Annotated in this window: 14 protein-coding genes; 11 read left to right on the forward strand and 3 right to left on the reverse strand. The window is 70.6% G+C overall.

From position 1 onward, the window contains the following. Positions 1-4: 4 nt before the first annotated feature. Complete coding sequence (locus OHA03_RS30740) at positions 5-337, reverse strand: DUF6479 family protein (protein ID WP_267006970.1); 333 nt, start codon at positions 335-337, stop codon at positions 5-7. A gap of 173 nt (positions 338-510) precedes the next feature. Here OHA03_RS30740 and OHA03_RS30745 point away from each other — a divergent pair, with 173 nt between their 5' ends. The 6 genes from OHA03_RS30745 to OHA03_RS30770 all read left to right on the forward strand — a co-directional run bounded on the left by OHA03_RS30745 (position 511) and on the right by OHA03_RS30770 (position 6,989). Further along, positions 511-897 (forward strand): hypothetical protein, encoded by a 387-nt coding sequence (locus OHA03_RS30745; RefSeq protein WP_267006971.1) that lies wholly within the window; start codon positions 511-513, stop codon positions 895-897. 99 nt (positions 898-996) lie between these two features. Next, positions 997-1,563, forward strand: coding sequence for a 2Fe-2S iron-sulfur cluster-binding protein (locus OHA03_RS30750; RefSeq protein WP_323181270.1), 567 nt, complete (start codon positions 997-999; stop codon positions 1,561-1,563). After that, a complete protein-coding gene (locus tag OHA03_RS30755; RefSeq protein WP_267006972.1) occupies positions 1,560-2,546 on the forward strand; it encodes a xanthine dehydrogenase family protein subunit M in 987 nt (328 codons plus the stop codon). Before OHA03_RS30750 ends, OHA03_RS30755 begins: the two co-directional genes overlap by 4 nt. Before the next feature lie 19 nt (positions 2,547-2,565). Beyond that, positions 2,566-4,665, forward strand: coding sequence for a xanthine dehydrogenase family protein molybdopterin-binding subunit (locus OHA03_RS30760; protein WP_267006973.1), 2,100 nt, complete (start codon positions 2,566-2,568; stop codon positions 4,663-4,665). A gap of 187 nt (positions 4,666-4,852) precedes the next feature. Next, entirely contained in the window at positions 4,853-5,338 is a 486-nt protein-coding gene (locus tag OHA03_RS30765) for an ATP-binding protein (protein ID WP_267006974.1), read from the forward strand. 223 nt (positions 5,339-5,561) lie between these two features. Beyond that, positions 5,562-6,989, forward strand: a complete 1,428-nt coding sequence (locus tag OHA03_RS30770) for an NADP-dependent succinic semialdehyde dehydrogenase (RefSeq protein ID WP_267006975.1) — start codon at positions 5,562-5,564, stop codon at positions 6,987-6,989. Between the two features lie 27 nt (positions 6,990-7,016). Here the strand turns inward: OHA03_RS30770 and OHA03_RS30775 are convergent, their stop codons facing one another. Continuing rightward, a complete protein-coding gene (locus OHA03_RS30775; protein ID WP_267006976.1) occupies positions 7,017-7,340 on the reverse strand; it encodes a plasmid stabilization protein in 324 nt (107 codons plus the stop codon). Positions 7,341-7,673: 333 nt separating this feature from the next. On the opposite strand from OHA03_RS30775, the gene OHA03_RS30780 reads away from it, so the two are divergent. From OHA03_RS30780 to glsA, 3 genes are all read left to right on the forward strand, one after another. Next, the gene (locus OHA03_RS30780) at positions 7,674-8,168 is read left to right on the forward strand and encodes a DUF1269 domain-containing protein (protein WP_267006977.1); all 495 of its coding nucleotides are present in this window, start codon (positions 7,674-7,676) and stop codon (positions 8,166-8,168) included. A 67-nt stretch (positions 8,169-8,235) separates the two neighbouring features. After that, on the forward strand, positions 8,236-8,799 hold the full coding sequence (locus OHA03_RS30785) for a hypothetical protein (protein ID WP_267006978.1): 564 nt from the start codon (positions 8,236-8,238) through the stop codon (positions 8,797-8,799). Positions 8,800-8,813: 14 nt separating this feature from the next. Then, positions 8,814-10,160, forward strand: coding sequence for a glutaminase A (glsA, locus tag OHA03_RS30790; RefSeq protein ID WP_267006979.1), 1,347 nt, complete (start codon positions 8,814-8,816; stop codon positions 10,158-10,160). Between the two features lie 18 nt (positions 10,161-10,178). Here glsA and OHA03_RS30795 read toward each other — a convergent pair whose 3' ends face one another. Then, positions 10,179-11,009 (reverse strand): endonuclease I family protein, encoded by an 831-nt coding sequence (locus tag OHA03_RS30795; protein WP_267006980.1) that lies wholly within the window; start codon positions 11,007-11,009, stop codon positions 10,179-10,181. A 218-nt stretch (positions 11,010-11,227) separates the two neighbouring features. On the opposite strand from OHA03_RS30795, the gene OHA03_RS30800 reads away from it, so the two are divergent. Both OHA03_RS30800 and OHA03_RS30805 read left to right on the forward strand, forming a co-directional pair. Next, the gene (locus OHA03_RS30800; protein ID WP_267006981.1) at positions 11,228-11,434 is read left to right on the forward strand and encodes a hypothetical protein; all 207 of its coding nucleotides are present in this window, start codon (positions 11,228-11,230) and stop codon (positions 11,432-11,434) included. Between the two features lie 61 nt (positions 11,435-11,495). After that, a complete protein-coding gene (locus OHA03_RS30805) occupies positions 11,496-12,653 on the forward strand; it encodes a methyltransferase (protein WP_267006982.1) in 1,158 nt (385 codons plus the stop codon). Positions 12,654-12,674: the final 21 nt, after the last annotated feature.

Raw genomic sequence — 12,674 nt, forward strand, 5'->3', positions numbered from 1 at the left:
CTGCTCAGTCATGCGTCTCGTCCTTGTCGCGCGGGATGGGCTCGTTCCCGTGGTCACCGAGTTCGTAGGGGGAGAGGCCCCGCCCGTCGGCAGGGAAGCTGTCGTCGCCGTGGACGTTGCGCTCCTCGACGTGTGCGCGGTGGTCCGGCCGCGGCGGCTGCTCGTCGGGCCGGGGCGGCGGCAGTTCCTGGGCCCGGCGACGCCGTCCCAGCCAGACGGCGCCGATCAGCATGCCCACGAGGGCCACGCCGACGATCGCCATCACCACGCCGAGCGCACCCCGTCCGTCCGCGAGTGTGACGGCCAGGGAATTGAGGGCTCCATTCGATACGTCCATGCATGCCGGATACCCCGAGGCGGGGCCGTCACTCGGTTGTGGCCGTGAATTCATGTTTTAAGTGGATATGAAGAGAAAAGCGTTTCACTGCTCGCCGGCCGCTTCGTGTCGCCGACGCCCAGCCGTGGGGTGAGCCTGGAGAAGGGTCAGCACTGCGAGCGGAAGGAACCCCGGTGAACAGCACACAGGCGCAGGCGGAGGAGAACCGGTACGGCAAGGAGGTGGCGGTTGCCATCAGCGGATGCTCGAAGGACGACGCACGAATGGTCTTCGACGTGCTGCGGGCCGCCTTCACCACCGACCGGGCCTCGGTGGACGTACCGCAGGACCTGGGGGGGAAGCGACCCACCGTATGGAACGTGACCGTCGACGTGTCCGAGGCGAGGGTGGTCTCGGGCCCCATCTCGATCGGCGAGCCCGTGACGCTCGATGTACAGGGCGGCTACTGGGCGGTCGACGAGCTCAGGAGGCACCTGGCGGACGCCTTCACGGTGCGGGTGGTCGGAACGGTCTCCGGCGATCAGGAGGAGGAGGTGCGTCTGCGGGTGGAGAGCCGGTGAGGCACGTACCCGTGCCCGGAGTCGGCGCAATGCATAGGGAGGCCGCTGTGTATCTGGTACAAAACAGCCAAAAGCCACGGCTCTGAGAGGTGCGAACGGGTGGAACACGCGAGCGGGCGGGAGGACGGTGCCGGAAATCCGGAGGCGGCCCCTCACTGTTCGACGCTGACGCTGCACATCAACGGAACCGAACGGACCCTGTCGCTCGACCACCGCACCACCGTCCTGGACGTGCTGCGTGAGCACCTCGGCCTCACCGGAGCGAAGAAGGGCTGCGATCACGGCCAGTGCGGGGCGTGCACGGTCCTTGTCGACGGCCGGCGCGCCAACAGTTGTCTGCTGCTCGCCGTCGCACACGACGGGGCCGCGATCACCACCGTCGAGGGGCTCGCCGACGGGGACGGGCTGCATCCCATGCAGGAAGCCTTCCTGGCCCGGGACGCCCTGCAGTGCGGATACTGCACCCCCGGCCAGATCTGCTCGGCGGTGGGCATGCTCGACGAAGCGGCCGACGGCTTCCCGTCCCACGCCACCGAAACAGGTCGGCCCGCCGCCGCCCCGGCCCGGCTCACTGCCCCCGAGATCCGTGAGCGGATGAGCGGCAATCTGTGCCGCTGCGGTGCGTACCCCCGTATCGTCGAAGCGATCCAGGACGTGGCTCCGTGAAGCCGTTCGAATATCTGCGCGCCCGCACCACCGCCGAGGCGGTCCGCGCGAGCACCGGCCGCCCCGGGGCCGTGTTTCTCGGCGGAGGCACCAATCTGGTCGACCTGATGAAGCTGGGTGTGGCCACCCCCGACCTGCTCATCGACGTCAGCGGGCTGCACCTGGACCAGGTGGCGGACACGGCCGACGGCGGCCTGCGCATCGGCGCGACCGTACGCAACAGCGACCTGGCCGCGCATCACGCCGTGCGTACCCGCTACCCCGCCCTGTCGCAGGCACTGCTCTCCGGGGCCTCCGGGCAGCTCCGGAACACCGCCACGACCGGCGGAAACCTGCTGCAGCGCACCCGCTGCCCGTACTTCCAGGACACCTCGAAGCCCTGCAACAAACGGGTACCGGGCACCGGCTGCCCCGCCCGCGAAGGGGCCCACCGGGAGCTCGCCGTCCTCGGCCACTCCGCGGAGTGCGTCGCCACCCAACCGTCGGACATGGCCGTCGCCCTGGCTGCTCTGGACGCCGTGGTCCAGCTGCACGGACCGGACGGCGAACGCTCCGTACCCGTCACCGACTTCCACCGGCTGCCGGGGGACACACCCGAGCGTGACACGGTGATCCGGCCGGGCGAGCTGATCACCGAGGTGCTGCTGCCGCCTGGTCCCGACGGCGCGGTCTCCCTCTACCGCAAGGCCCGCGACCGCGCCTCGTACGCCTTCGCCCTCGCCTCCGTCGCCGCGGTCGTCACCGTCCGCGACGGCCGGATCCAGCACGCCGCGCTGGCCTTCGGCGGGCTCGCCCACCGCCCGTGGCGCGCCCGGGCCGCGGAAGAGATCCTTCGGGGCGCCACCGTCACCGACGACACCTTCACCCGGGCCGTGGACGCCGAACTCGCGGCCGCCCGGCCGTTGCGCGACAACGCGTTCAAGGTGGAACTCGCCCGCAGCCTGGCCGTCGACGCCCTGGCCGCACTCACCGCCCCCGCCTGAGAACGTGAGGACTCCTGCCATGAGCCAGGCCCCCCAGCCGCTGGGCAGCCCCGTGGTCCGCCGCGAGGGCCGGGACAAGGTCACCGGCGCCGCCCGCTACGCCGCCGAGCACACCCCGCCCGGCTGTCTGTACGCCTGGCCCGTGCCCGCCACCGTCGTACGCGGCCGGATCACGGCGATCCATACCGACGAGGCGCTCGCCCTGCCCGGCGTGCACACCGTCCTCACCCATGAGAACGCCCCGAAGCTGAAACAGTTCGACGACCCCGCCCTCGCCGTCCTCCAGGACGACCGGGTTCCGCACCGGGGCCGGCAGGTGGCGCTCGTGGTGGCCGACACTCTCGAGGCGGCGCGGGCAGGAGCCGAGGCCGTCCGGATCGAGTACGAGAGTGCCGGACACGATGTCCGGCTCACCGAGGACCACCCGGGCCTGTACACACCGCAGACGGTGAACGGCGGATACCCGGCCGTCCGCGAACGCGGCGACTTCGACCGCGCCTTCGCCGTGTCCCCCGTGCAGGTCGACGTCACGTACACACTCGGGCCCCTGCACAACCACCCCATGGAACCGCACGCCTCCACCGCCCACTGGGCGGACGACGGGCAGCTGACCGTGTACGACTCCAGCCAGGGCACCGGAACGGTCCGCGACACCCTGGCCACCGTCTTCGGGCTCCGGCCCGATCAGGTCACGGTCGTCTCCGAACACGTCGGCGGCGGCTTCGGCTCCAAGGGCACCGCGCGCCCACAGGCCGTCCTCGCCGCCATGGCCGCGCGCCACACCGGGCGCCCCGTCAAACTCGCCCTGCCGCGGCGCGAGTTGCCTGCCGTCGTGGGGCACCGCGCCCCCACCGTGCAACGCGTCAGACTCGGCGCGGAGTTCGACGGCACCCTCACCTCGCTCGCCCACGAGATCGTCACCCACACCTCCACGGTCAAGGAGTTCGTGGAACAGGCGGCCGTGCCGGCCCGCACGATGTACTCGTCCGGGCACAGCCGGACGGTCCACCGGGTGGCCGCCCTGGACGTACCCAGCCCTTCATGGATGCGCGCACCCGGCGAGGCCCCCGGTATGCACGCGCTGGAGTCGGCCATGGACGAGCTCGCGGTGGCCCTCGGTATCGACCCCGTCGAACTGCGTCTGCGCAACGACCCCGCGTACGAACCCGACACCGGCCGCCCCTTCAGCAGCCGGGGCCTCGCCGCCTGCCTGGAGGAGGGTGCCGCACGGTTCGGCTGGTACGACCGCGACCCGCGCCCCGCGGTCCGCACCGAAGGCCCACTGCTGCTCGGTACGGGCGTCGCCTCCGCCACGTACCCCGTATACATCGCCGGCTCCAGCGCCTCGGCGCACGCAGCCGCCGACGGCACCTACCGCATCAGGATCAACGCCACCGACATCGGCACCGGCGCCCGCACCGTCCTTGCGCAGATCGCCGCGTCCGTGCTGGACACCCCCGTGGCCGACGTCCGGATCGACATCGGCAGCAGCGCACTGCCCGAAGCGCCGCTGGCCGGCGGTTCCGCGGGTACGGCCTCCTGGGGCTGGTCCGTGCACAAGGCGTCCACCGCCCTGGTACGACACCTGCGGGAGCGCACCGGACCCCTTCCCGACGAGGGCGTCACGGTCACCGCAGACACCGCGGACGATACGGCGGTGGAATCCCCGTACGCACGGCATGCGTTCGGTGCGCACTTCGCCGAAGTCGCCGTCGACACCCGCACCGGTGAGGTCCGGATGCGCCGCATGCTCGGCGTCTTCGCCGCCGGACGGATCCTCAACTCCCGTACCGCACGCTCCCAGTTCATCGGCGGCATGATCATGGGGCTCGGCATGGCACTGACCGAGGGCAGCACGATCGACCCCGTCTTCGGCGACTTCACACAGAACGATCTCGCCTCCTACCATGTGCCCGTGTGTGCCGACGTCCCGCAGATCGAGGCGCACTGGATCGACGAGGACGACCCGCATCTCAACCCGATGGGCAGCAAGGGCATCGGCGAGATCGGCATCGTGGGCGCCGCGGCCGCTCTCGGCAACGCGGTGCGGCACGCGACCGGCGCCCGGCTGCGCAGCCTCCCGCTCACACCGGACAAGCTGCTCCCGTATCTGCCGTGAGGGCGGGTGCAGGGCGGTCACGCTCCGTGGCGACATCACGGGCCCGCTCGCCTTCGTGTTGCGCAACCGGTCCCACCGGGTCACCCTAAGGAGTGACCTAATAGTGACATCTGCTCACTCTTCGTATTCGGGGGTCGTTGGTTCAACGGGGCGAAGCAGATGGGCCTGGACGTGAGGAGCCTCGACGATGACCGTTCCACTCGACCGGCATTATCTGGTCGAACTCCAGGTATCGGAAGAGCGCGTTTCGCAATTGCGACGCATAGTCGCTGCGCATCTGCGCCACTGGAGTCTCGAACTCCACATCCGGCCGGTGTGCCGGGGTGTGGAGGAGCTGCTGACCAATGTCCACCGGCACGTCGGTGGCGACAACAAGTGCGTCGTCGAACTCCGCTGGTCAGGACGGCACCTCACGGTCTCCGTCGCCGACAACAGCTCCGAGATGCCGCGACTGCTCAGCAGCGGCGGCGGTGGTCTCAGCCGTGTCATGGCTCTCAGCCACAGCTGGGGCACCTGCCGGACCCTCGACGGCAAAGTGGTCTGGTTCACCCGCTACGCCGAGGCGCCGCGGAGCAGCGATCTGCTGCCGCGCGCACCCCTGCCCGGAGTGCGTGAGTTCCTGCTGCCGCCGGCCTCCGAGCCGTCCGAACCCTCCGAGCCCGCCCTCGTCTGAGGCGGGCCCCGGCGGCCGGCCCCGACGACAGGGGCGGCGGGGATCCCTGCCCGGACCGGTACCCGAGTCCCTACGCGAAGAAGCCTGCTCCGCCCACCGGCGCGGATGACGTGCACAGCGCACGCATGGTCCGCGCCGGTCGGTTGCCCGCACCGGGGCCCGCGTTGCGCGACGGGGCGTCCCGCGGCACGGTCGAAGAATCCGAGGCAAGGAGACCACAGTCATGCCCATCGCGACGGTCAACCCGGCGAACGGCGAGACCCTCAAGACGTTCGAGGCACTGGGGGCGGCGGAGATCGAGCACCGGCTCGCGACCGCGGACACCACCTTCCGGGAGTACCGCACCACCGCATTCGGTGAACGGGCCCGGCTGCTCAACCAGGCCGCCGACCTCCTCGACGCGGACCAGCAGGACATCGCCCGCACCATGACCACCGAAATGGGCAAGCCCGTCAAAGCGGCCCGCGCGGAGGCCGCGAAATGCGCCAAGGCCATGCGCTGGTACGCGGCCAACGCCGAAAGACTTCTCGCGGACGAGCACCCGCCGGCCGACGACGTACGCGACGCCGGAGCCTCCCGGGCCTATGTCCACTACCGTCCGCTGGGCCCGGTCCTCGCCGTGATGCCGTGGAACTTCCCGCTGTGGCAGGTCGTGCGGTTCGCAGCCCCCGCACTCATGGCGGGCAACGTCGGCCTGCTCAAGCACGCGTCGAACGTTCCGCAGACCGCGATGTACCTGGAGGGCCTGTTCCGCCGGGCGGGCTTCCCGCCCGGCTGCTTCCAGACGCTGCTGGTGGGAGCGGGAGCGGTCGAGTCGATCCTGCGTGATCGCCGCGTCGTCGCCGCCACCCTCACCGGCAGTGAGCCGGCCGGCCGCTCGGTCGCGTCGATCGCGGGCGACGAGGTCAAGCACACCGTGCTGGAACTGGGCGGCAGCGACCCGTTTCTCGTCCTGCCGTCGGCCGACATCCAGCAGGCCGCCCGCACGGCGGTGACCGCCCGGGTCCAGAACAACGGGCAGTCCTGCATCGCCGCCAAGCGGTTCATCGTGCACACCGACGTGTACGACGAGTTCGCCGAGCGGTTCACCGCGGGCATGAAAGATCTGACGGTCGGTGACCCGCAGCAGGAGACCACCGACATCGGCCCACTCTCCAGCGAACAGGGCCGCGCCGACCTGGAGGAGCTGGTGGACGATGCCGTACACCAGGGCGCCACCGCACTGTGCGGTGGCAGCCGGCCCACCGGGCTGGGTGCGGAGCTGGAGCGCGGCTGGTTCTACACCCCCACCGTCCTCAGCGGGATCACCCCCGCCATGCGGATCCACCGTGAGGAGACCTTCGGCCCGGTCGCCACGCTGTACCGCGTCGAGGACCTGGACGAAGCCGTGACCCTCGCGAACGACAGTCCGTTCGGCCTCAGCTCCAACGTATGGACGCGCGACGCCGACGAGAGCCGTCAGTGCGTGCGTGACCTGCAGGCCGGCGGTGTCTTCTTCAACGGCATGACCGCTTCCCACCCCGCGCTGCCGTTCGGCGGGGTGAAGCGCTCCGGTTACGGGCGGGAGCTGGCCGGTCACGGCATCCGTGAATTCTGCAATGCCACGACGGTCTGGTACGGCCCCGAGCCGGACGGAAGCGGCTCCGCGTAGCCGCCACCGCCCGGCGACGGCGAGGGCTCAGCGGCCGACTGCCTTGGCCAGCTGGGCCTTTGTCATGGTCGAGCGGCCCTTGACGTTCTTCCTTCTGGCCTCTTCGTAGAGCTGGTCGCGGGTGGGGTCTTCGGCTCCGTCGTGGGAGCGCAGCTCGGCGCGCCGCAAGGACGAGAGGTCGTGGACCAACGTACGGCTCGCGGTCGTCGGCTCACCGGAGCGGGCGCGCTCAGTGTTCGCCGTGCGCGCCGCGATCTCCTCTGCCCGCTCCTCGCTCACTCCGAGCTCCTGCGCGCTCTCCTTGATGTGCTCGTACTGCCGCTCGCGCCTGGGACTGGATCCGCGTGGCATGGTGCGGTCACTTCCTCTCCGTGGCCTCCGTGCCCGACGAGGGACGGTCCGGGGTGCACTACCCAGTGTCCCAGCGGCTCCCGGGGCCCGCATCGGACCACGGTGCCCGGCGGCCGTCCGCGTGCTCTTCCAGTCGCCCGGTGTACGTGTCCGTCGGCGCGGCAGCCCGGCCGGCCGCCGCCGAGCGTTCGACGGCGGTACGGCCCCTGCCGCCGAGGGTCACCCGTTCGGGTGCGCGACGGGACGCGATTCACGTGATTCGGTGGGTCAATTCATACCGTTTGATCCTAATATGGGCGAGCTGATCGGTTCCGGAGTGCGGAGGTATGCGCGATGTCCACCCTCACCGTGTGGAAGTTCCAGTCCGCCGAGGGCGCGGAGGACGTGGAGAACACACTGAAGGCCCTCCAGAAGGAGGGGCTGATCAAGATCCTCGACGCCGCGGTGGTCAGCTGGCCGACCGACAAGGCGAAGCCGAGAACGAAGCAGTTGCTCAACCTGGTGGGCGCCGGCGCCCTGAGCGGCACGTTCTGGGGGATGCTCTTCGGGCTGATCTTCCTCATGCCGTTGCTGGGCGCGGCCATCGGCGCGGCGGCCGGGGCGCTGGGCGGCAAGCTCGCCGACGTCGGCATCGACGACGACTTCATCGCGGAGGTCAAGAAGCAGGTGACGCCCGGGACTTCGGCCCTGTTCCTGCTCACCACGAACGAGGTGCCCGACCGGATCAGCGACGCGCTCCCCGGCGGCGGCGCCGAGCTTCTCCACAGCAACCTGGACACCCTCAGCGAGGCCCGGCTCCGCGAGATCTTCGGCGAAGACGCCGAGTGATCCGGTGCGTTCCGCCCGTCCAGCCGTATCCCCCTGACTCTCTTTTCCGAGCAGACCCGGAGTGTCCGTGAACCAGCCCAGCCCTCTGCGACGCGCCCTCGGCGGCCGCACGGCCCGCAGTCTGACCCCCGCCGTGCTGGCCGCGGTGCTCGCGGCGGGCGCCGCCGCCTGCGACTCCGGTGGAACGTCGCCAGGAACGGCCAGGAGCACCCGTACGGTGTCCCCGGAGCCGCACAAGTCGCCCTCCGCGAGCCCCTCGCCGCGCACCCAGACCGACTTCGAGGCCTCGGTCTCCGCCGAGCTCGAGCGCAGCCGGCAGAAAGCCACCCAGCAGCTCGCAGGGGTCAAGGGGCAGGGCAACGCGATCAAGGACGTTTCGGTGAACGGGCTGCCGGTCGCGACGGGCGAGCAGTTCCGCAGCGCACTGGTCCGCGTCACCAACCCGACCCACAAGGCCGCTTTCTACGCCGTCCGGGTGGAGTTCGTCGACGCATCGGGGAAGGTGCTCGATGCGGTGGTGCTCGGCTTCCCGGACGCCCCGCCCGGCCGGACGGTCAGCGAACACGCGAACAGCCGTAAGGCGGCCGGAGTCAAGACGTTCCCCCGGATCGCCCAGGCCGAGCGCAGCTGACGGCCGGGGGCGAGGTGAGCTTCGCGGCCGGTGCGGTGACGGATGCGCTGTGTGAACTGCGCGCCCGGTTCGTCGGTGTGCGCGACGGCGAACCGGCCGACTACATCCCGCAGTTGGCCATGGCTGACCCGGAGGCCTTCGGGCTGGCCCTGATCAGCATGGACGGCCATCGCTACAGCACGGGCGAGACCGACGTCCCGTTCACCATGCAGTCCGTCTCGAAACCCTTCGTCTATGCCCTCGCGCTGTCCGAACTCGGACTCGACGGCGTGTCCCGGTGGGTGAACGCCGAGCCCAGTGGCGAGGCCTACAACGCCATCAGCCTGGAACCCGGCACCGGCCGGCCGGACAACGCCATGGTCAACGCCGGTGCGATCGTCACCACCGCACTGATTCCCGACACCGCCGACGCCCCGAGGTTCGACCGCATCCTCGACTGTCTGAGCCGGTTCGCCGGCCGGCAGCTGGACGTCGACGAGGCGGTGTACGCCTCCGAGGTCGCCACCGGCGATCGCAACCGCGCCCTCGCCTATCTCATCCGCAGTGCGGGCCCGCTGCCGGTCGACCCGGTGGGAGCCGTGGAGACGTACTTCCGGCAGTGTTCGGTACGCGTCACCACGCTGGATCTCGCCGCGATGGCCGCGACCCTCGCCAACGGCGGTGTGAACCCGCTCAACGGTGACGTGGTCGTCGAGGAACCGGTCGCTGCGCAGGTGCTCGCCGTGATGGCGACCTGCGGTATGTACGACGTCTCGGGCGAATGGCTGCTGCGGGTGGGGCTGCCGGCCAAGAGCGGGGTGTCCGGCGGCCTGATCGCCGCGGGACCGGCCCGGTTCGGCCTGGCGGCCTACAGCCCGCGGCTGGATCCGACCGGTACATCGGTCCGCGGGCGCATCGCGCTGCGGGCGCTGTCGGAACGGCTCGGCCTGCATCTGATGCACAATCCGGCGCTCGCCGCCTCAACCGTCACCCTGGTCACCACTGCCGACGATCTGCCGTCGGCCCCGACGGAGGAGCAGGAACGCGCCCTGCGGGAACAGGTGGCGGTCGTCGCCGCGCAGGGCGCCCTCGACTTCACCGCGGCGGAACGCGTGCTGTACGCGCTCGACGAGTCCGGGCCGGAGGAGACCGCCTCCGTGGTGCTGGATCTGCGGCAGGTGACCGGTATCGACACGGTGGCGAGGTCGATGCTGCGCTCCGGACTGGCCCGGCTCACGGAGGGCGGCCGGCGCACGGCCGTGGTCGACCCGGCCGGCCACCTCGGAGTGACGGGCGGCGACCCGGCGGCCCCCCGGCGCTTCACCTCGCGCGAGGAGGCCGTCGAGCGCGCTGCGCGGGAGGCGGGCCGCCCGACGGCCTGACGGCACCGGACCGCGCTGCTACCAGATGGCCTCGACCCACTCGGGGTGGTCGATGAACGGGTTCCTGTTGTGCTGGTACTGGTCGAATATGACGTCGTTGCGCCGCTCCTCGAAGGAGTCCGGCGGGTCCTCCTGGCTCCACTGCTTCAGCACGGAGAGCCTGCCGATGTTCGGCGCGGAGCCGTTGTCCACCTGGTCGTTCGGTTCGAGGTCGGCGAAGGCGTCGTCGCCCTCGTACCGCACCGCCATGTAGAGGATCATGCGGGCGACGTCGCCCTTGACCGCGTCGCGCGGTTCGAAGGAGTCGCTGTCGGTGTAGTTGCCCGCTGCCCCGCTCACTGCGGTGCCGCCGTTGTCGAAGTCCTTGTTGCCCCGGATGGAGTTGACCGTGACGTCCTCGGGGCGCAGGTGGTGGATGTCGGTGCCGGGTCCGGTGCTGGTGCCGAAGTCGCCGTGGGACTTGGCCCAGACGTGCTCGCGGTTCCACTGGCCGACCGCGCCGCCGTTGTCGCTCTTGGGTTCGGAGCGCCCGGTGTAGAGGAGGATCACGTTCGAGGAGTTGGCGGGGTCCTGGTCGGTGTTCTTGAGCGCGTCCCAGACCTGGCTGTACGAGATCTTCGTCTGCACGCTGATGATCGAGTGGAGGGCGCTCTTGAGCTGCGTTCCGGTCTTGCCGAGCGCGTCCTGGTAGTACGTGTCGTCGAGTGTGGCGAGCGGCGTCGCGGCCACCGGCGTGGTCCGGGGTGCGACCGGCGCAGCGGGTGCGGCGGCCGCGGTGCCGGCGAGTACCGCGAAGGCGGCGACGGTGGCCAGCACTGGGCGCCGGTAGGGAAGGTGACGACGGGACATGTGGGGTGTCCTCTCCGGAAAAACAGGCACCGCGGCGCCGTCACGGGGTGGGGGCGGTGCCGCGGTGTTCGTGTGTGGTACGTGGTCAGCGGGAGCCTTCCACACGCACGGTGACCCAGGTGTGAACGCTGTGTACCTATCATGTGCAGGTCAAGCGGGCTCTCGGATGCGGTCCTGGAGCCGCAGGGCGAGAATTGCCGCAAGGACGAGGAGGCGGCATGAGCGAAGAGCCCGAATCCGTACCCGTATCCATGGCTCGGGGCGTGACCCCGGACAGCCTCTTGCACACCGGCGGGAGCGACCATCCGTCGGCCGAGGATCTGGTGCTCGCCTCCGGGCGGGACCTGACTCCGCAGAATCTTGAGTGGGCGGAGCGCCGACTGGCACGAGAGGGCCGGGCGGCGATGGAGAAGCAGCTGCCGTAGGCGGCCGGTGCGGCGGGGAGTGTGTGGGCGCTCCCCGTCGCTCGGCTAGCCTGAATGCACAATGAACCGTTTGACGACGTCACAGGGCGGGTTCGACCTCGCCCGCTTCCCCGAGCACCCGCGCGACCCGTTCCGCGCCTGGGACGCTGCCGACGACTATCTGCTGCGGCAGCTGGAGGGGATCGATGGAGCAGAGCCGGTCGACCTGTCCGGCGCCGTGGTCGTGGTGGGCGACCGCTGGGGTGCGCTGACCACCGTGCTGGCCGGGCACCGCCCGGTACAGATCACCGACTCGTACCTCGCGCAGCGCGCCACCCTGGCGAACCTCGCCCGCAACGGTGACGACCCGGACACCGTACGTCTCCTGTCGGCCAGGGACACGCCACCGGACCGGATCGACGTCCTCCTCGTGCGCGTCCCGAAGAGTCTGGCGCTCCTGGAGGACCAGCTGCACCGGCTCGCCCCTGCCGTGCATGCCGGCACCGTCGTCATCGGCACCGGCATGGTGAAGGAGATCCACACCTCCACCCTCAAACTGTTCGAGCGGATCATCGGCCCCACCCGCACCTCCCTCGCGGTCAAGAAGGCCCGACTGATCTTCTGCACCCCCGACCCGGCCCTGGCCCGCACCCCCAGTCCGTGGCCGCACCGCTACGACCTGCCCGAAGGTATCGGCGCCGTCTCCAGCCGGACCGTTGTCAACCACGCCGGGATCTTCTGCGCCGAGCGCCTCGACATCGGCACCCGCTTCTTCCTGAACCATCTGCCCGAGCGCAGCGGCCGGGACCGCATCGTCGACCTGGGCTGCGGAAACGGGGTCGTCGGCACCTCCGCCGCGCTCGCCAACCCCGAAGCGACGGTGACCTTCATCGACGAGTCGTACCTGGCGGTCGCCTCGGCCGAGGCGACGTTCCGGGCCAACCTCGGGACGGACGCGGTGGCCGACTTCCTGGTCGGGGACGGGATGGCGGACGTACCGCCGGGCAGTGTCGACCTGGTGCTCAACAACCCGCCGTTCCACTCGCACCAGGCGACCACCGACGCCACGGCCCGGACCATGTTCCACGGGGCGCGTACCGCGCTGCGGCAGGGCGGCGAGCTGTGGGTCGTCGGCAACCGGCATCTCGGGTACCACACCCAGTTGCGCCGCACCTTCGGCAACTGCACCACCGTCGCCGGTGACCCCAAGTTCGTCGTGCTGAGGGCCGTCAAGCGCTGACCGACGGACGGGGCCCCCATG

It is taken from the genome of Streptomyces sp. NBC_00154, assembly GCF_026342835.1.
Classification (GTDB): Bacteria; Actinomycetota; Actinomycetes; order Streptomycetales; family Streptomycetaceae; genus Streptomyces.